This is a genomic window from Pauljensenia sp. 20925_1_25, assembly GCF_041433955.1.
In the GTDB taxonomy this organism is placed as follows: domain Bacteria; phylum Actinomycetota; class Actinomycetes; order Actinomycetales; family Actinomycetaceae; genus Pauljensenia.
The window spans coordinates 203,575-222,885 of the sequence record NZ_JAPWCL010000001.1 but is presented as its reverse complement, the minus strand read 5'-3'; the positions used below and the strand labels follow the sequence as shown (position 1 = coordinate 222,885).

At 58.1% G+C, this 19,311-nt stretch carries 13 protein-coding genes and 2 pseudogenes; 9 read left to right on the top strand and 6 right to left on the bottom strand.

The window, feature by feature from the left end:
• Positions 1-7: 7 nt before the first annotated feature.
• The 3 genes from O3932_RS01010 to O3932_RS01000 are packed head-to-tail and all read right to left on the bottom strand — an operon-like array spanning position 8 to position 964.
• A complete protein-coding gene (locus O3932_RS01010) occupies positions 8-397 on the bottom strand; it encodes a type II toxin-antitoxin system VapC family toxin (protein ID WP_009057585.1) in 390 nt (129 codons plus the stop codon).
• A complete protein-coding gene (locus O3932_RS01005; protein ID WP_299241108.1) occupies positions 397-669 on the bottom strand; it encodes a type II toxin-antitoxin system Phd/YefM family antitoxin in 273 nt (90 codons plus the stop codon). The genes O3932_RS01010 and O3932_RS01005 overlap by 1 nt, the downstream gene beginning before the upstream one ends.
• Before the next feature lie 40 nt (positions 670-709).
• Positions 710-964, bottom strand: coding sequence for a type II toxin-antitoxin system Phd/YefM family antitoxin (locus O3932_RS01000; protein WP_009647282.1), 255 nt, complete (start codon positions 962-964; stop codon positions 710-712).
• 200 nt (positions 965-1,164) lie between these two features.
• On the opposite strand from O3932_RS01000, the gene O3932_RS00995 reads away from it, so the two are divergent.
• Positions 1,165-2,562, top strand: a complete 1,398-nt coding sequence (locus O3932_RS00995) for an NAD(P)/FAD-dependent oxidoreductase (protein WP_371535573.1) — start codon at positions 1,165-1,167, stop codon at positions 2,560-2,562.
• A 173-nt stretch (positions 2,563-2,735) separates the two neighbouring features.
• Here the strand turns inward: O3932_RS00995 and O3932_RS00990 are convergent, their stop codons facing one another.
• Positions 2,736-5,105 carry a S8 family serine peptidase gene (locus O3932_RS00990; protein WP_371535571.1) on the bottom strand — a complete coding sequence of 790 codons (2,370 nt, stop codon included), beginning with the start codon at positions 5,103-5,105 and terminating at the stop codon, positions 2,736-2,738.
• Positions 5,106-5,796: 691 nt separating this feature from the next.
• Between O3932_RS00990 and O3932_RS00985 the strand changes: the two genes are divergently transcribed.
• A complete protein-coding gene (locus O3932_RS00985) occupies positions 5,797-7,689 on the top strand; it encodes a DUF262 domain-containing protein (RefSeq protein WP_296504870.1) in 1,893 nt (630 codons plus the stop codon).
• A 194-nt stretch (positions 7,690-7,883) separates the two neighbouring features.
• Here O3932_RS00985 and O3932_RS00980 read toward each other — a convergent pair.
• Both O3932_RS00980 and O3932_RS00975 read right to left on the bottom strand, forming a co-directional pair.
• A pseudogene (locus O3932_RS00980) lies at positions 7,884-8,051 on the bottom strand (IS30 family transposase); the annotation flags it as partial.
• Positions 8,052-8,159: 108 nt separating this feature from the next.
• Positions 8,160-8,345: pseudogene (locus tag O3932_RS00975) on the bottom strand (hypothetical protein); the annotation flags it as partial.
• Positions 8,346-8,661: 316 nt separating this feature from the next.
• Here O3932_RS00975 and cas6 point away from each other — a divergent pair.
• From cas6 to O3932_RS00940, 7 genes are all read left to right on the top strand, one after another.
• Complete coding sequence (gene cas6, locus O3932_RS00970) at positions 8,662-9,381, top strand: CRISPR system precrRNA processing endoribonuclease RAMP protein Cas6 (RefSeq protein WP_371535568.1); 720 nt, start codon at positions 8,662-8,664, stop codon at positions 9,379-9,381.
• A 14-nt stretch (positions 9,382-9,395) separates the two neighbouring features.
• Positions 9,396-10,067: a hypothetical protein gene (locus O3932_RS00965; protein WP_296504874.1), complete on the top strand. Its 672-nt coding sequence runs from the start codon at positions 9,396-9,398 to the stop codon at positions 10,065-10,067.
• Positions 10,068-10,072: 5 nt separating this feature from the next.
• A complete protein-coding gene (locus O3932_RS00960) occupies positions 10,073-12,292 on the top strand; it encodes a hypothetical protein (RefSeq protein WP_371535566.1) in 2,220 nt (739 codons plus the stop codon).
• Positions 12,289-14,322 carry an RAMP superfamily CRISPR-associated protein gene (locus tag O3932_RS00955; protein WP_371535564.1) on the top strand — a complete coding sequence of 678 codons (2,034 nt, stop codon included), beginning with the start codon at positions 12,289-12,291 and terminating at the stop codon, positions 14,320-14,322. The genes O3932_RS00960 and O3932_RS00955 overlap by 4 nt, the downstream gene beginning before the upstream one ends.
• Entirely contained in the window at positions 14,319-16,139 is a 1,821-nt protein-coding gene (locus O3932_RS00950; RefSeq protein WP_296504878.1) for an RAMP superfamily CRISPR-associated protein, read from the top strand. Before O3932_RS00955 ends, O3932_RS00950 begins: the two co-directional genes overlap by 4 nt.
• A gap of 151 nt (positions 16,140-16,290) precedes the next feature.
• Positions 16,291-16,755: a hypothetical protein gene (locus tag O3932_RS00945; protein WP_371535562.1), complete on the top strand. Its 465-nt coding sequence runs from the start codon at positions 16,291-16,293 to the stop codon at positions 16,753-16,755.
• Between the two features lie 2 nt (positions 16,756-16,757).
• Entirely contained in the window at positions 16,758-19,304 is a 2,547-nt protein-coding gene (locus O3932_RS00940) for a TIGR03986 family CRISPR-associated RAMP protein (protein WP_371535559.1), read from the top strand.
• Positions 19,305-19,311 lie beyond the last annotated feature (7 nt).

Sequence of the window (19,311 nt, the reverse complement as noted above, 5' to 3'; positions counted from 1 at the left end):
AAGCGAGTCAGCACGGTGACTCGACGGGAATTCCGCTCTTGCGCGCCGCGTCCGCCATGCGCTTGTCGTAGGTAACAATGGCTTGGAGATCGCGGCCAATCGAAAGCGCGGCAGCCAGGTGCAACGCGTCGAGGCTGCGCAGCTCCACGGGCAGGAGCCTCCCCGCCAGGTCGAACATCTCGGTGTCGAAGGTCAGCGTGGAAAAACTCCACAGAAGCTGACGCACCTGCGAGGCATCCGCTCCCCGGCGTACGCACGCGCGCATCAGTTCTGTGCGTGAGAGTTCACTGGTCCACAAGCCGCAGTCGGCGCGGTTGATGAATGTCTCGAGCGCCTCGGTCCCCTCCTCGGGAATGATGAGCTTGACCAGCGCCGACGTATCGAAGTAGAGCGCCATTAGTAACGTTCTTCATCGCGCAGTTGCTGGAGAACCGGGCTGAGCGGAGGCCCTGTTGTCGGCTTGGTCGACGCGCAGTACTCCTCAAAGGTCCGAGTGGCGGGGGTTATCAGCCCGCGCTCACGCAGGCGCTCGATCGACGAGTTCGCAAGGGGACTCATCTGCGCGACCGGGCGGCCGCGATCAGTGATGGTAATGACCTCGCCGGCAGCAGCCCTGGCCACCACCTGGGAGGCGTTTTGACGCAGTTCGCGAATACCAACGGACTCCATGTGCTACACGGTAGCACATGGAGCCTGGTGACAAACTTCGTCAGTCCTGCAGTTTGCCGACGATGCCCCGCCCGTCAGGGAGGTTTTTGGACGGCATCTGGTAGGTGTCGAGGTCCGCCATGGCGGGGCGCTCGAGACCCAAGTCGCGCAACTGCTGGTACGTCGACATGCGCACAGGGCCAAGCTCGGCGACCGGCTGGCCTTCTTGTGTGAGCGTGACGACTTCCCCGGATGAGGCCCGCGCGAGCGCGGCTCCTACATCCTCTTTGAAATCACCAATTTCTAGAGCCCTCATGGCTCTATTCAAGCATGCCGGAGGCACTTTCAACGACCGGCAGGACCACACTATGACACAGTGCTCCTATACAACAGCCAATCGACTGGTATCTCGCTGTTTGCGGGTGAGAAGCGACACGCCCGGGATGTTCACCCTGTGGAATAGATCCGCCGCGCGGTCGTTCTGATAAGTATCACCTCACTAACTGAAGGAGAAACATGTCCACGAACGCAATCGAGACCGTCGACCTGCTGGTTGTTGGCGGCGGCAAGGCCGGAAAGTCCCTCGCGATGGAGCGCGCGAAGGCCGGCTGGAAGGTCGCCATGGTGGAGCGGCGTTTCGTCGGCGGCACCTGCATTAACGTGGCATGTATCCCCACGAAGTCGTTGGTCAACTCGGCTCGTCGCCTGAGCGACGCCCGCACGGACGAGGCGTTCGGCATCGTCGGCACCGAGGGCGCGCGCGTGGACCTGGCTAAGCTCCGCGCTCACAAGGAGGGCATCGTCGGTGCCATGGTGGCTGCGCACGAGAAGATGTTCGCGGCCCCCGGCCTGGATTTCATTCGCGGCGAGGCTCGTTTCACGGGCGAGCGCACGGTGACGATCGCCCTTGAGGAGGGCGGCGAGCGCACGATCCGCGGCGAGCGCGTCCTCATCAACCTGGGTTCGCGCCCGGCACGTCCCGCGATCCCCGGCCTGTGGGAGTCTGGCGCGTGGACGAACGAGGAGATCCTGCGCCTGGAGGAGCTGCCTTCTTCCCTGGCGATTATCGGTGCCAGCTACATCGGCGTGGAGTTCGCATCGATGATGGCGACCTTCGGCGTGGACGTCACGCTCATTTCCTCGGGGGATCACGTGCTGCCGCGCGAGGACGAGGACGCCGCCCGCGTCGTTGAGGCTGGCCTTGAGGCCGCCGGCGTGCACATCGTGCGCGGCCGCGCGGCGTCGGCCTCGCGCGAAGGCAACACGACGACCCTGACGCTCACGGATGGCTCCACGGTGTCCGCCGAGGCGGTCCTGGTGGCCGTGGGTCGCGTGCCCAACACGGACGGCATCGGCCTGGACGAGGCCGGGGTTGAGTTGACGGATCGCGGTTTCGTCGCGGTGGATGAGCACTTGCGCACCTCGGCTGAGGGCGTGTGGGCGGCCGGCGACTGCGCGGGCACCCCCATGTTCACACACGCGTCCTGGTCGGATTTCCGTATCATTCGCGCGCAGCTTTCCGGCGCGTCCCTGGATGATCCGACGACCACCACGAAGGGCCGCACGATCCCCTACGCCGTGTTTGCCACCCCCGAGCTGGCCCGCATCGGCCTGTCCGAGGGCGAGGCACGCGAGGCCGGCCTCGACGTGCGCATCGCGAAGGTTCCGACGGCCGCGATCCCGCGCGCCAAGACGCTGCGTTACGCGGGCGAGGGCTTCTGGAAGGCCATCGTGGACGCGAACACGCACCAGATCCTGGGCGCAACGCTGATCGGCCCGAACGTCTCCGAGGTGATTACCTCCGTGCAGCTCGCGATGGCCGGTGGCCTGACCTACGAGCAGCTCCGCTTCCTCCCGGTCGCACACCCGACCATGACGGAGGGCCTGCAGGTCCTCTTCGATTCGCTGGGCTGACACACCGGAGCGAGGCTAAGGGCGCTTCGAGTGCCTGAAGCCCCTTCCTCGCTCTGGAACATATGAGCGGGCGGGTCCGAACCATACGTTCGGACCCGCCCGCTTTCTCATGCTCTCAGGAGAGCGCGAGGATGCGTGACCGGGGAAGGGGCCACGGCCTCGTCAGTGGCGGCTCAGCGGCGCAAGGCACCCGACTTGTTGAAGGTGTACCACGTGCCATTGATCTGGACGCGGCCGGTCACCATCTGGCCAAACTCGTTCAGGTAGTACCAGGTGCCACCGTCGTTAACCCAGCCGGTCGCCATCGCGCCCGACTCCTGGAAGTAGTACCAGGAGTCGCCGATCTTCGTCCAGCCCGTGGCCATCTTTCCGGAGTCCGCCAGGTAGAACCAGGAGCCGCGCACCTGCGTCCACCCCGTCGTCATCGCGCCGGAGTTGTCCATGTAGTACCAGGCGTCGGCGACCTTGGCCCAGCCGGTCGCAATGCGGCCGGAGGTACCCAGCCAGTGCCACGCACCGTCATAGTTGACCCAGCCGGTGCCCAGGATGCCGTTCTCGTCGAAGTAGTAGCTGTCCGCGCCGATGGTGAGCGGACCCTTTGCGCACGTCGAGTCGGTGTAGCAGTACTTCCAACCGGCGGGGTCGTTCACCCACGCGCCGCCCTCGTGGGCGGATGCATCGACGTGGAAGTGCACGTCGTCCGCGACGTCGTCATCGGCGCGCTCGTCCTTATTGCGGCCCTCCGCGGTCACAGTGACCGAGGCGAAGGGCTCGTCGGCGGGCAGCTTGCTGGTGTCGTAGGGGCCGCCGAGCAGGACGACCTGGTTGCCGGTGAACTCGCCGGTGCCCTCAACCGTGACGGGATCCTGATCCTCGACCTTCATGGTGGCCGTGGTGACCGGGCCGGTGACGGTGGTGCGCACGTAGATCATGCCTGCGACGTGGGCGTCGGCCAGCGGACGCCAGTCGGTGCCGCCGTCGTAGGAGTACTCGACGCTGCCCATGACGGGCTTGGGCTGATCCTTCAGGACCGCGTCGAGCGCGTTGACCAGGCCCGCGCCGCGGTATTCCTTGCCGTCCGTCGGCTCGGCGAGGCGGTCGTAGGTGTAGCCGGCCTGCTTCTTGACCAGCGCGATGACCTCATCGGCCGTGTAATCCGGGTGGATCTCCTTGACCAGCGCGGCCACGCCCGCCGCGTGCGGGGAGGCCATGGACGTGCCCGACAGGTAGCCGAACGGCGGGTCCTTCTCCCAGGTGGGCATCGTGGACCAGATGCGCTGGCCGGGGGCGGCCACGTCGACCGAGTTCTTGCCGTAGTTGGAGAATCCGGCGCGCTCGAGCTTCGCGGTGGCCGGGTCGGCACCGGTCGGCAGCTTCAGCGCGGAGACGGACAGGACCGAATCGTTGAGCATGGCCGGGACGTCGATGCCGCCCGCAACGTTACGCTCGACGGCCGCACCCTCAACGTCGTTGGGGGAATCCTTGTCGATCGTCGGGTTGTCGTGGTCGTCGTCGGAGTTGCCCTCGGCGGCGAAGTTAACGACGCCGTGCTCCTTGGAGTAGCGCACGGCGCGCGAGGCCGCTTCGAGGCCCGCGGCCTGGGAGGCCTCGTTCGGCATCCAGAAGGCGTAGGGGTCCATGTAGTAGCTGGAGTTCGACACGTCAACGTTGTGCTCGGCCGCCCAGTCGAAGGCGCAGGCCACGTACTCGGGGTAGAAGGAGCCGGCCTTGTTCGAGGTCTTGATGGCGATCAGCGTCGCGTCGGGTGCCACGCCGTCCACGCCGTATCCGTTGTGCGAGGCCGCGATGGTACCGGCGACGTGCGTGCCGTGGTAGTGGTCATCCTTCCAGGCCGAAGGGTCCTGGTTGGGGATGCCGTTGACCTGGCAGCCGACCGAGCGCGAGGCGTCGATGCGATCCTTCAGATCCTTGTGATCGGGGTCGATGCCGGTGTCCATGACGGCGACGGTGACTGCCGCGCGGGGAACGTCGACCGTTTGGGCTTCGACCGCGCCGATGGCGGACAGGCCCCAGGCGTTGGCGTCGCCCTCGTCGGGGGTGAAGTCGTTGAGCTGGGAGTCGGCGGACAGGCCGGTCTCATGCTCGGCGGCGGCCTCGTTGACGGCGTTCGCTTCGGCGTCGGTCTTCGTGGGCTGCTCGGTGCGGACCTCGTCACCCGTGACGGTCTTGTAGCGGGTGGGGCCGATGGAGTCGTAGGAGATGCCCGCGGCCACGAGGCTCTTGCCGAGGTCGGGCGCGTAGGCGGCCTTCACCGACTGGACGAAGAAGGAATTGAATTCGGGGTATTGGGCCAGGACCACGCCATTTTCCGAGGCCTTGGAGACGGCCGCGTTGAAGTCGTAGCGCGAGGCGGTGGCGGGCAGGTTGACCGCGTAGTTCATGACCTCGTCCTGGGCGCGCGCCTCGGAGGTGATTCCTGCGACGCCTTCTGCGTGGGAGGGCGCTCCGAACGCGGTGAGGGTTAAGCCGACCGTGAGGGCGGCTCCTCCCGCGATGAGGGCCTTCCATGAGCGTTGGTGCATCAGAGTTCCTCGTTTCTGTGCTGCTGTGCTAACGGAGACGCGGCCCCTGGTCAGTCCAGACAACGCGCCATAGTGTCAATCATCTCAAGGTTCCTGACAAACCTCCCAGAGGGGTTTCACATTTTAAGAAGTCTTGACCTAATTTGTGGCGGCGGGTAGGGATTCGAGCATTCTTGACGATGGACAGTAGGGCTGCGGCAGCTCCTGGTCCCCAAATCCGCAGATGAATCCAACAATGCACTAGACAGTTGTTCACCAATTGAAATAAATAATGATACTTAAGGGGCCTATCATGCGGAAAAGTTCTTTTAGATGCGCATTGGCCAGCTAGGCGAGACACTTGACAGTTGGACGTGATCTGTCAGGCATTTTATGCTACCGTCAGAGACGACAGTCACACGCGAGTGATGGGAGGCACCGATGCCGACATCCGTTTACGTGAGCTTTGACGCTCCCGAGGGGGTGCCAGCCACGCCCAGGAGGCTTCACGCCGCCCTGTCAGCAGTGTTGGACTTACCGCCGGGTATCGGCCCGGCCAGGGCAGATCAGAGACCGCGCCAACCACGAGAGAGTCAGGAGTAGTTAAAAGCCAACATTCAGAAAAATTCACCACAACATAGAGAATTACGCACACACAAGCAACCAATTGCGAAACCAATCCAATAACGAAACCAAAACGAAAGGTACCACAATGTCAAAACAAATCAACATCGAAACGAGCGATAAGACTATTCAACAATGCCTGAGTGAATGCCTCTATGAAATTCCAACATACCAACGGCCATACGCTTGGGAAGACGAACAGCTAATCGATTTTTGGGAAGATGTCGTCACCAAAGATCGCGATTATTTCCTCGGAGCTACCGTAACATTCATCTCAGAGCGGATTAATCTATTCGGCAATAAATTCGTCATCATTGACGGACAACAGCGACTAACAACTGCAACAATCGCTCTGGCCGCCATTCGCGACGCATATAAAGATCTCGACAAGAGCAACGAAAATAACCCCGCCATCCAACGCCAATGTCACCAAGGTGCAGAAAAGACGCAAAGCGAGTTTCTCGTACGAGAAGACCTCAAAGGCAACAGGTACCCAGTTATCCTACGACCGGAAAGCACCTACTCAAAAGACGTACTCAACTTCACAGAGGTTGAAGCAGTAAGGGCGGATGAATCATCTCACCGCAAGATCGAGAACGCCTTTACCTATTTCAAAACATCACTGGTCACCGAACTTGAACGACTCGAAGATGACGAAGCAAAACTACGCAAACTAGATGAGTTCCGAGGAAATATCCTCAACGCTCGTATAATTCAGATCGAGCTAAATTCCGAAGAGGATGGCTTCCTTGTATTTGAGACTCTAAATACTCGAGGACTAGATCTAGAGCTCCCCGATCTAATCAAGAACCTAATCATCAAAAACGGCGCACGTTCCGACGCTGACAGAAAGAACATAGCAGAACGATGGACTGCACTAAGAGACAGCATTGACCAAGCAACACCGACAGAAACAACAACAACAGAGAAACTAACTGATCCAAGAACGAATGACAGCATCTTTAGCCGTTTCATTTGGCAATCATGGAATTCAAGAAACCCTGAATGCAAGGAAGCCGAGCTTTTTAAGGCTCTAAAGTCAAAACTCAGTGCTTCACAAAGCGGTCACCTCTCCGAAGAAGAGATCCGACAAAGGTACACTGACTACCTAGGCACCCTAGAAGAAGACGCGCAAATCTACACATATTTGGATACGATGTACATTCAGGCATTGCCAAACAAAGGCAATGAACTTAATTTTCTCAAGCTACCACAAGTCGTAGACTCAATTCGCGCATTGAAAATTTTCAACGTATCCGTAGCGAACTCTGCATTACTTGCGGCGATTCGCAAATTCCACCAAGGAAAAATGCGCGAAAGAGATCTGCAACGCCTAACACGCACACTTGAACACTACCATTTTCACTACAATGCGCTTGGAGCTGTTGGCAGCAATGGCGGCATGCGCAAGCGATACAATCGCCTGGCTAACGCAATCTTTGAAGCGAAGACCAAGAAAAGATGCCAAGAGCTTGTTGATGACCTCATTTCAGCATTGAGAAGTTCGGCTACAGAAAAGGGACTTCTCGACAGGACGAAAGTGAACTTTTCACAACTATTCTATAGTGGCGAAAAACTCACATCGAAGGATCGTGCCACAGGACGCGCATCTCTTATCCAGTATGTACTCATGAAACTCGCCCAGGATATTTCAGATTTCCACTGCGGGCAGGCATTTAATACAGCCGACTTCTCGATCGAACATATCAAACCTAAGTCCACCTGCGATGAGAAAAGTTCGAACAATTGTCCCGAATATTCTCTCGGAAATTTGACAATTCTCAAGAAGGATAAGAATAACAAGCAGGGCGATTGCAACTTTGCAGAGAAGCGCGCGACACTCCGCAAGGCAAATCTTCTTGACGATTGCTTGTTAAGCTGGCTTGATGATGAAACTAAGGAGGAAGTCACCGCCGACGATATCAACCAGCGAGCCTCTTTGCTGAGGGAATACGCATTCACTCGAGTTTGGACACTCTGAAATTCTACCATTCTCTCACATGTCGACTCTACTAAATCCACGTAGGTTGAGTTTAAACACGAATGTAGACTCTTCCAAGTTGAGTGTGTGAGTGCGTATTGGTTGGGGGTAGAGGTTGAATTCTCTAATGACGAGCCAACCTCTACCCCCTTCTTTAAGGGGACGGCAGATTCTGTGGGTGGTTGCAACACGTCTTATGCCCTGAGCAGCAGTTCAAGGCGCTGGTTGGCGATGGCGTCCAGGTCCGTTTCGGTCAGGAGTGAGAGGTCGGTGCCTTTGGGCATGTATTGGCCCAGGAGCCCGTTCGTATTCTCGTTGGTACCGCGTTGCCAGGGTGAGTGCGGGTCGCAAAAGTACACGTCAAGACCCAACTCGGAGACGATTTATTGACCCGATGAGGTTGGCAGTTCATATACAGACGGTACCAATGAGCCTGAGGAGCGATACTAGCTCGCTCACACCGGTCACCTTGACCGAGTTCGACCATTACGCCAGACCTTACCCGTCCGCTTCGAGACGCCAACAGCGTGAGCTGCCTGCGTGAAGTTCAAACCATCAGCAAGAGTCCGCACATACTCCCGATGCCGAGCCTGACACGCCTCACGACGGGAGGGGTACTCAACCCCCCTGAAAAACACGACTAACACCAGCCACAACGAACTCCTTCACCAAGAACCGTTGTAACCCTAGACAGGGTTCAACAATCCATTAGACGGACATTCAGAACCAAAATTAGATGCAAATAGTAAACCACGTAATGTAGGCAAAAAATACACGGCAATACCTACTGATCAGCCAGACCGAATGCTTGACAGTTGGACATGATCTGTCAGACATTTTATACTACCGTCAGAGACGACAGTCACACGCGAGTGATGGGAGGCACCGATGCCGACATCCATTTACATGAGCTTTGACGCTCCAGAGGGGGTGCCAGCCACACCCAGGAGGCTTCACGCCGCCCTGTCAGCAGTGTTGGACTTACCGCCGGGTATTAGCCCGGCCAGGGCTTCCCAGTTCCCGACGCTGGCGCACCGGCCACCGCACGGCGCGGGCAGCGTGAAACCGTATTCGCTCGGGGAACTCTGCCACTCAGAGTCCACGTTCGGCATGGAGGTGCGCTTCCTGGATGATCGCCTGGTCGACACGCTGGACGCATGGCTGTCGTGGGGAGGCGTCATGCGCCTCGGCGCAGGCACCGAGGACGACGCTGTGCTGATTGCGATCGAGGGACAGATCATCAACCAGGCATCCTGGGAGGAGCTGGCGGAGCGCGATCAGGACACCACGTGGGAGATTCGCCTTGTCACTCCGACGACGTTTTCGTCGAAGGGGCATCACGTTCCGAGCCTGTCTCCGGCGACGATTGCGACGAGTCTGCAGCAGCGCTGGTGGACGTGGAATCGGAGGTTCGCTCCCCCACGCATCGACCGCCATGCCATGGCGAGCGTGCTGGCGACCCAGGATTTCACGCACTCATCCACGGTGTCACTGGCGATGCCACGCAACTCGGGCCAGGGCCGCCTCAGCTCACGCCAGATCCCGGCCCACGAGGGCCACCTGCGCATCAGCGGCGTCGAGGGGGCCGAAGCGACCCGCATCTTCTCACGCCTGATGGCCCTGTCCGCATACACGAACATCGGCTCACACACGAGCTTCGGCATGGGCGTCATAGACGCTGTGGCCGCATAAGAGAGGAAGAGACATTGATTGATATCAGCAAATCCCCTCATCGTGTGGCGATAACATCCGCATGCGACATCATAACCGTTTCTCTGTTCATTTCTGTATTCTACTTTCTCATTCCAGTTCCGTGGTGGAAGGAACTATGCACTGAACTCCTCTTCCCCACTATCGCCGCCATAGCGGGAGGACTAGCTGTCATCTGGGCTGGTGAGGCATCCGTTAAAACACTACTCAGGCTACGCGAACGCATTAATCGCGGCCTGAAAGATCGTAAGATCGTTATCATCGGCAACAAAGATGAACGCGAAAACATCGAAACACAACTTAAGTACTCCAATCTCTTTGCGATGGAGAATATCACCAACGCCGATAGTTACACCGACAATGATTATGAAAAGTACGATCTAGTGATCTTGGCGCTAACTGGTAAAGATTTTGATCCTCTCGATAAAGATCAATCTGAGATACTACAAAGCACGCTTCAGATAGTTGGTACCCCGTCAACTACCAAGCAACTTATCGAGCAAGATAAGCCCGTTGTTGGGCTAATTATTCTCTGCCCGGTTAACTCATTGAAGGGGGAAAATGCCACGACTTTTAGACGTCCCTTCACTGCAGTAGTGAATCAACCAGGTCGCATGATAACAGACATTTTCTCTCTTCTCACGACTCTCCCGATAACGAAGGGCTAAGACCGATGACAGGAATGAATACGACTTGCAGCCTCGTCATGCTGCAGACGAACAGTAATCAGCCCTTCATCTTCTCGTCTCCTCGCCTGCGCGAGCAGATCGGCGCATCCTTCGAGATCACCCTGCTGTCCAAGTGGGTGAAGGATAAAGCAGAAGAACTCCTTGATGCAAAGCCCCTTCCGAGTTCCTTCTGGGTCTCCGACTCGTCCGGCAAGGTGATCGTCCGATTCACCGAGACTGATGGCGATCCAACGGATTTAGCGAAGCGACTGATCCGAGAGGTCACGCTCCGTGCGCTGACTGACGCCCCGGGCCTCGACGTCACGGGTGTCTTCATTGAAACGTCATCTGATCCGGTTGATCCGGTGGATCTGAAACGACTCGACCGAGCCTTCAGTGAGTACTCGCTGAACCGCCGACCGGCGGCGGCGCGCTTCCCACAGTTCCCGTTCCTGGAGAGAGCAGACGAATCGGCGCTTCCAGCGGTTACACCCTTGACAGAGTCAGACACGAATAGGATTTACGCGACCGCGCGTGCAGTGGGAGTTAAGGCATCATACGAGGGGCGTGTCAAGCTCAAGGAACAGGAGAAGCAAGATAACGACGAGGAGTCCCAATCTACGGTTTTGGTTGATTTCAACTCGATCCTGTACACAGCTACGAAGGAAGACGCGAAACCCGACTACAAGCTATCTCGTCCAGCGCGCTTCAAGCGTGCATGGGCACTGCCTGCACGTTTCAAGCAGCTTGACGATGTCTCAGGTGAATTGAAGACGTCCATGGCTGATCTCTATCGTGACCCAACCCGCCTGGAAGCGGCCTTTCAGGAGACAGCGGTTGTAGAGCAGAAAATTGTCCGAGAAGGCGATGCAACGCCAGGGTCAGAGCTAGACCAGGACTCCACTCCCCCTTCCCTGTCTTCAGTTGGTGTGGTCCATGTTGACGGTAACGGCGTGGGCGCGATCATGCGCGACCTCGGTAAGTCATATGACACGGTTCAGTCCCAACTTGATTCCCTTAAATCCGCTGCATATAAGTGCAAAGATAACCCTTGTGAACGAGACAAGGACCCGTTTCAGTGGTTCGTCATGGAGGTGAACTACCGTCTCGACGGTGTCGTCAAAGCAGCTGTAGCTGCTGCGTGGAAGGACGTCGAAGATTACGCGCATGGACGCCAGGCTCCTCCGGTGGTCCCGGTGCTTGTCGGGGGCGACGACCTCACCGTCTACGTCGAAGGAAAGTTCGCGATTCCCTTCGCAGAATCGTACGTTCGTCACTACGAGCAGCTGACCGGTGAGGACGAGCTGCTCAAACAGCTCGCAGTCGTCGCAGGCGCGGAGACAGCCGGCCCGCTCACTGCCTCGGCGGGCGTGGCCATCGTGGGGCGTAACTTCCCGTTCCATATCGCCTACGACCTGGCGGAGGGCATGGTGTCGCGCGGGAAGAAGCTCGGCAAGAAGAAGGATACGGTCCCCTGTTCGACGATCGACTTCCACGTCCTGCGCGACGCAACGGTCCTCGACCCGGACGACACGCTGGACGAGTACAAGGGCCGTACGCAGCGCCCCTTCCTGATCGGCCACTACGCGCCGGAGCGCATCGGGGACGCAACCACGACCTCGGCTGAGGAAACACCCACCACAACGTCGCAGCCGTTGCCCACCTGGGAGCGCATCCTCCGGGCAGTCGCTGCCTTCGACGGCAAGAAACCGGACGCTCCCACGCAGACCACCGGCGATCCGTTCCCGCGTGCCCGTGCGAACCGCATCGTCAAGCTCCTCGCCGACTATGTCAAGGTCCCCAAGGATGATACGGCGCGATCCGAGTGTCTCGGGTATGTCGTCCTGAAGAACAACAAAATAGCGTTCGCGACGCAGGAGCAGATCGACAAGGACAGGGAAGAGCCGGACAACGACAAGAGGATAACGAAGCGCTGCAAGCACCCCATCTGCGCGATCCGCGTCGAGTGGACGGATGCGCAGGAGAACGCGCGGGGTATGAAGGCACTCGTGGACGCGTTGGGGCCGCTACCCTCGCAAGTCCGCCTCGCCGATCCCAGCAAGGATACTGAGGATTGCATCGAGCAGGTGCGATGGCTCCTGGACCTCATCGACCTGTCCGGGAACTTGTCCGACGGCTACCTCGTTTCACGGATTGGCAAGAACACCGGCGGCGATGGCCCCCAGGAAACAGCAGACCATCCCACCAAAGGAGGTGCCCAGTGACCACCGATTCACCTACCGCGAGCGGCCACGTGACCATCGTGTTCACGTCCGACTGGGGCGTATCCACAGGCGTGGGTCACGCGGGACGCACGCACTCAACAATCGAGCGTTGCGGGGACGATCCGGTCGTGCGCGGCACAGTCATCACGGGCGTCCTGCGCGAGCAGGCGATGCTGGCGGCGAAGGCCCTCGACGGGCAGAAGGAGGCGAAGTGGACCAGCTTTGCCCTGTGGCTCTTCGGCCAGAACCCCGACAGCAAGCCGGGCTCAACCCCCCACCCACGTCACGTTCTCTTCTCGGACGCGATCCCGGCCTCGTCGATCCCGGTTCACGACACGGTGTCCTTGTTCATCAACCCAAAGACCGGAACGGCGCGCGACCAGTTCCTGCGCTTCACGGAGCGCGCTGCGGCCGGCATCCTCACGGGCACGTTCACACTCATCGACGAGGCCGGTGTGACTCTCTCCGTTCCGGCGACGAGTGAGGCCAAGGATGAGCACTACCTTCAACAGACTATTGAGGCGGCTCACTTCCTCCTGGGGGTTGCGGGCCTCATGGTCCGAGGCATCGGCTCGGGCCGCAGCGGAGGCGACGGCGAGTGCACGGTCCTCGTGTCCGGAGACAAGCTTGAAGCGCGGAACGCTCAGTCCACGTCCGAGTTCGTCGCTTTCGCTTCGTCACGCGCGCAGGCGCTGAGGACGAGCCTCAAGAGGCTGGCAGCAGAGTTGACCGAAAACGCTGCCAACGAGCTCCCAGCCCCGCAGCAGAGCGGCACGCAACACCAGGTCGGAATCGTCGACGGTTCCGCAGCTCAGCACAGCGGCGGGCACCACCTGATCCTCGACCTCACGCTCAACTCGCCCATCGTGTCCTACGAGGTCCCCTTCTCAAACGAAATCCGCTCCTTGGACTTCCTGCGCGGAACGGTGCTGCTTCCCTGGCTGCACCGACTGGTGTCGTCGAAGAAGCGCGGAGACAAGGAGGCAGTCGTCACCAACGCCGTGACCGGCGGCCACCTGTTCGTCTCGGACGCGTTGCCCGTCATCAAGAAAATTGAGGGACTCCCCGTTCCCCTGACGCTCAAGACGGACAAGACGCTGCCCCCGAACTCATCCATCACCCTATACGGTGACTCCACCGAGGGCACGAATAGGATTCCCGTTCGCGGCGGATTCGTCTTCTTCAACCCCAAGGGAGGCGACGGCAAAGAGCCCGGCACGAAGACTCAGGGCTGGTACGGTAAGCCTCCCCTGCGCGGGCGACAGACGACCGCCATCAACCACGAGACGGGCGCGGCCAGTAAGGGGCAGCTGGTCCTGGTCGAGGCCTTGCCCGAGGGCATGCGCATGCGCGCACACGTCTGGATGTCTGACGAACTCTGGGAGGCCTGCGGCGGCGACGCCTTGCTCGGCAAGGAGCACAAGGCCCGGTTGGGGTCACGCAAGCTCACGGGCACCTTCGGGTCCGCGACGTGCACGCTGCGCGAAGAGACAGACGATGAGCGGGAGTCGCGCGGCCGTTTCGGCAATGCTGGTATCGCGCAGCCCACAGGCGATGCATCCAAGTCTGCCAACGGGACGGCACCCGGCGAGGGCACCCCGGCCTCGTCCAGGGGTGTGTGGCTGTGGTTCACGTCCGACGTGATTGCGCGCTCCGCTGGGCTCGGGGCCGGAGGGACCACCGACGACCTCATTCGCGTATTCAGGCGCGAGGGCATCATCGTCGAGGCAGTCGGTACCACCTCTATCCGCCACCGCCGCGTCGACTCGTGGTCGCCTGCAGACAACGGGCCGCGCGCGAGTCGCCTAGCGATCCAGGCAGGATCGGTGATCCAGGTGCACGTCAGCAAGAAGGATCGAGACAAGCTCCTGGAGCTCGCCCCCTTTGGAGTGGGCGAGCTGACGGCGCAGGGCTACGGCCGCTTCGTCGTGGACCACCCACTGCTCAACTGTGAGAGCCTCACCGTCACGAAGGCGACAAAACAGGACTTTATCTCCTCGGCGGCAACCAAAGGAGGCGAAGGCAAGTGACCTTCACACGTTATGAACTGACCATCCCCGTTGAGCTGACGTCGGAACTCCACATCGGCGGCGTCGACGAGGTCCCCGACCGGGACAGAGAGGGAACCGTCATCCGCTTCTGCCGCAATGGCCTTAAAGAGCCGACGATCCCCGGCCGTTCCATCAGAGGGGCCGTGCGCGCGGCGTGCAATATGCTGTGGGAGGAACGGAAGTTGAAGGACGACCCCCATGGCGTCTACAGCGAGACGAATTGGAAATCGCTGTGGGGTGACGATCTTGCGCACCACGAAGGGGACTCCCCCGAAGATGTGCTGCCTGTTCGTCGAAGCGCGCTGACCTTCTACGCGGTGTCCTTCCCGCAATACAAGGACAGCGACTCAGGAGAGTCCCCCTTGCCGAGGCGTCACGGCGTCGGCATCGACCGGACGACGGGAGCTGCCTCGGACGGAGCGCTCTACGAGCACGAGTTCTTGCCCCGCGGCACAAGCTTCAACATCCGTATCAGCGCGGCGGGACGCGATGGCGAACCGACAGTGAACAAACAGTCGGATGGGATTCCTGGGCCTGCGCCCTCCGATTCCGTTAAAAAGCTCCTCGAGTTCATAGTTGACGTTCTGAGATCCGGTGCGGTATCCCTCGGTGGACGGACAGGCTCTGGCCAGGGAACAATCCAGGTTATCGAGCCGAAGCTCCATCGCACCGGCCGGACGACCGACACCGGCAGGCTGACTGCACCGGCGGACGTTCTCGATGCCCTCATCGGTGAGGACGAAGAAGGGACGCCAATTCCCCTCGAACTGGGCGGATGGAGTCTGGACGAACCTGCGCGCATCACGATCAACTGGTGGTCACCCACCGGCATTTTCGTCGCCGAGGACGAGAACCTGACGAAGCAGCGCAAGAAAATAGCTCAGGAGACGGATCCTACCGCCAACGGAGTGACAGAGCCCCTCCGCGATCCATCTGTCCCCTGGGATGAGGCACAACTCCTCATACCGGGAACCTCGATTCGCGGTGCGTTGCGCTCGCGGGCCTCGCGCATCGCGCGGACAGTCCTCGCAGCAAGAGACGAATTGCCCACGTTCGCGTCCCATGATCTCCACGAACAGATCGCTGCGGAGCCGAACCTGGTCCGCTACATGTTCGGCAGCACGGAATACCGGGGCGCGGTCACCGTCCATGATTGTCTCTCGACTGAGCGTGGGAAACGCATCGAGATCACGCACAACGCGATTGACCGATGGACGGGCGGCGTCATCGACGGCGGGCTCTTCACTGAGGCCGTGTATCTGGGCACCGAGTGGGAGCCGATCCAGATTGATATTGACCTGCGACGCCTCCTGAAGAACATCGAGGCGGAGAAGGGGCCGGAAGCTAAGCGCGGACCTGCCGATGCTGACGAGGCGGAGCACAGTTCAGTCGGGCGCGAGCAACCGAAACCTACCCACGCCGACTACGCTCACGCCGCCTACGTGTTGCTCGGGCTGGTGCTCGCTGAGTTGTCGGCGGGTACGCTCCCGTTGGGAAGCCGTTCGACGCGAGGCCTGGGACAGGTTGTCGTCTCAACGATCGAGGTAAAGGGGGCTGACCGTAAAGGTGTTGACCTTCCATCGTGGAATTTCACTGGTTGCGAAGCACTGCAGCAGCCGGAGACAGGCGCTGGTGCTATGACTGACGCCCTCTACGAGGGGCAGCGCAAGCTCGCGGAACAGGTCCTGGAACATTTAAAGGGTAAGTACGAAGAAACGGACTGGTCTAAGCACCTAGAGAACGGCCCGGGCGCTGCGCATAAACAATCTGCAGGAACGGGAGCCGCCGATGACTGACAAGAATCAGAAAATGATACTGGCACAGTCACCGATCCTCTCGGAGTCCGGTGACACACCATGCTTGGATGTCTTCCTCGCGTACGCACGGACACATTCGGGCGGGGACGTTCAGGGCCTAGCGTTCGCAACCAACGGGACGTGGCCAGTCTTGGGTTTCGATCAGGGATCCTCCGCCGAGGCACCGAAGCTCACGGTCGCGCAGATCGATGGACGAGAATTCGATCCGACGAAGCTATTCGAGCTGCGCCTGTGGGTACCGGTGAAACTGCCTGACGAACCCGCAGAGGGCGACGTTCTGGCTCACGAGTACCGTTGGGTGAACGGCGTGGGTGCTGTCGAGCTGATGCTCACAGTCGGCATAGTCAAGGCATCGTCTGAAGGCACGGAGTCAGCACCTGTCGGCGGCTTGTTCCACAAGGTGAGCTATCTGCAGCACAAGTCTGCTGCGACTAGCAAAGAAGAGTCTGCCCCCGATACCGGCACTGATCAGACAAAACAGGGCAAACCAGACACCACCACTAACGGCATGTCGGCACTCGAGTTCATCCAAGAAGAAGATAAGTACGGAAATACGGTCGTTGTCGACCAGCTATTCACGGGAAGGTGGAACTAAAGATGGGTGATAAACGCAAAGAAAGAGAGTATGAGGAACATACGTTTTACTCAAGTGTGAACCGAATACCGCGACTACCAGACGACGTACAAAAGACCAATTCAGAAAACTACGAAGCGATTTATCAAGAGGGCATACAAACATACCTAGATCACCTCCATGCTGACAGACTCAGCGGTTACTTTGATCTTCAATTGACCGCCCACTCACCTTTGCTCATCGGGGAACAGACGGAAGAAGAGGGCATTCATTACCTTCAGGTCCAGGAAGTCGCAGGAAAACCCTTCATTGCTCCAACAATGATCAAAGGGCTACTAAGCACAGCATACGAACGAATCACATCGTCACGCTTCCGCATTTTCGACACACAAACCCACAGAACTCAACTCACATACCGAACACAACCAGACCAAGCACTATCATTAGTCCCTGTGCGATGCACATATGCACCCCCACCTGAAGACGCTGATGGACAATATGAGTTCGAGCGACTTGACGGCGGCGGGCACAACGACAATAAACCCGCATTCATACCGATCCTAGATTCACGCGCATTGGATGATACGAGAAAAGAAGAGAGCTTCGGTACCTTTAAACACAACAAGGACAATGGGAGGAGAATCGCGGAACACTTCAAAACTCACGATCAAGTCAGATTTGAAGCATACCGAATTAAGGGCCGATGGATAGTAAGCAAAATTTCCAAAGCGGATGGACCATTCGAATTAGTTCTCGGCAAATACGAGCAAACAAAGACAAATAACACTCAAGAACCAAAGATGCCACACACATTTACAGGATTCCTGTATATTACCACACCACACGAACAGCTCCTCAAAAACATGACAAACTTCGGAACGAAGCACGGGAAAAGAAAGTGGGCAGAAAGGATATTTATCCAACGAGACAAAGATTCAAACAACACTAACAACACTTTGGCAAAGAAACTACTCTGCTCACGATCCACGATAGACTCCTATCTAACAGTAGTTCACTCCTACCAAACCGAACAAGACATAGTAGACTCCCACAATAAACGCAGCAAGCAAAACACAAAAGGTAAGAAGAGCACACAAGCCAGGAGAAGAAAGTCAAACAAAGACAAGGAGAAGCAACCTAGAAAGAGCAATGTTTTCACCAGTGGCGAAATCGCAGAGGAGACATTTACAGAAGGGCGACTGGCATATGCCATTATCGACCCAAATGACACAATTTCAGAATTGATTCCAATTAGCGTAGGAAGACACGCCTATTCACACTCTCCACTAAGCATTGCTGAACGCGATAATGTTCGCCCAGCTAAGAATCTGAATGAAGCGTCAGCAGCTGACAGACTATTCGGTTTTGTTGGCAGCAACGACGACAACGGAACCGCGCTACGCGGTCGCATTCAGGTCAGCCCTGTCTCCATTTCAGACAACGCTATTGCACGTCCACCAAAGGAGGAGGAATACAAGTTGCTTCCCCCGCTACTTAGTCCAAAACCAAGCAGTGGCCGACGCTTTCTTGTCTCTCGGAAGGATTTTCCGAATCCGACGGAAAATAGCAAGAACGCAAGAATACACTCCAAACGATCTGACGATAGTAGAGCCAACCTCTTCAACCCGTCTACCTCTTCATTGGGTGAGGCAGCATATCCAACACACCGATCGGCGATTGATCAGAATCTCAAAGCCATCATTACCGAATACGATAAGAATCGTGATACGACTAAGGATAACGACTCAGTTCGACTCCGAGTGCGTTCATGGTTAAAGACAGGCTCGCGCCTTTCGTGCAGGGTTAGTTTTGAGGATCTATCTCCAAAGGAACTTGCATTCCTCTTGTGGCCACTCATACCAAAAAACCTAACCCCAAAAGGGTGTCAAGGGATCGGTTATCACAAGCTAGGAATCGGAAAACCCCTCGGCCTCGGACTCGTTGAGGTAGAGATTGTAGGCAAACTCGTTTACTTCCAAGAACTCCCAGACATTGCAGAGGGGTACTTGAAGCTCACGACTGTCCTTGGCTCGGATTCTAAGAGCAATAAGAGCAAAGAGGCACCAGAACTGATCAGGGATACCAAGATCGGCGACTTGACGCGCCTGCCGTCGATTCGCGCTTTCCAAAGGATTGCTTATGGTTTCGAAGACAATGAGTCTACATCGGATGGAGATGATAAAGCAGTTCCCGTTAGATACATTAACCTTGATGAGAACAAGGTTAACAATGCAACCAGCAGTAATGGCAGTCCTCTGTTCTTCAAGAGCCAGAACCGTTATGCCGGGCGGGCACCTCAAGCCCTTTGGGGAAAAAGCGGTTCCGAGCAAAAAGATGTTTTTCTGGCAGAAAAGAAGTCCGATCATGGCAATAATTCCAGCCAGAGTAGGACAACAAGAGATAACACAACACGTGGCAGAGCAGATAAGAAGGACAGACACAAGAACAAGAGAGATAAACGCTCCGACTCACATCCTAAACAGAACGGACTATGCTCCAGCAAGACACAAAACGACATACCTGAAAGCTCCGGGAAACATAGGCGGAGACGCCGCTCACGCAAACGCTAGCTCCCCC

Excerpts from the sequence above, each read along its gene's own strand:
- O3932_RS01010 (WP_009057585.1), bottom strand. The coding sequence starts at position 397 with ATGGCGCTCTACTTCGATACGTCGGCGCTGGTCAAGCTCATCATTCCC.
- O3932_RS01005 (WP_299241108.1), bottom strand. The coding sequence starts at position 669 with ATGGAGTCCGTTGGTATTCGCGAACTGCGTCAAAACGCCTCCCAGGTG.
- O3932_RS01000 (WP_009647282.1), bottom strand. The coding sequence starts at position 964 with ATGAGGGCTCTAGAAATTGGTGATTTCAAAGAGGATGTAGGAGCCGCG.
- O3932_RS00995 (WP_371535573.1), top strand. The coding sequence starts at position 1,165 with ATGTCCACGAACGCAATCGAGACCGTCGACCTGCTGGTTGTTGGCGGC.
- O3932_RS00990 (WP_371535571.1), bottom strand. The coding sequence starts at position 5,105 with ATGCACCAACGCTCATGGAAGGCCCTCATCGCGGGAGGAGCCGCCCTC.
- O3932_RS00985 (WP_296504870.1), top strand. The coding sequence starts at position 5,797 with ATGTCAAAACAAATCAACATCGAAACGAGCGATAAGACTATTCAACAA.
- O3932_RS00960 (WP_371535566.1), top strand. The coding sequence starts at position 10,073 with ATGACAGGAATGAATACGACTTGCAGCCTCGTCATGCTGCAGACGAAC.
- O3932_RS00940 (WP_371535559.1), top strand. The coding sequence starts at position 16,758 with ATGGGTGATAAACGCAAAGAAAGAGAGTATGAGGAACATACGTTTTAC.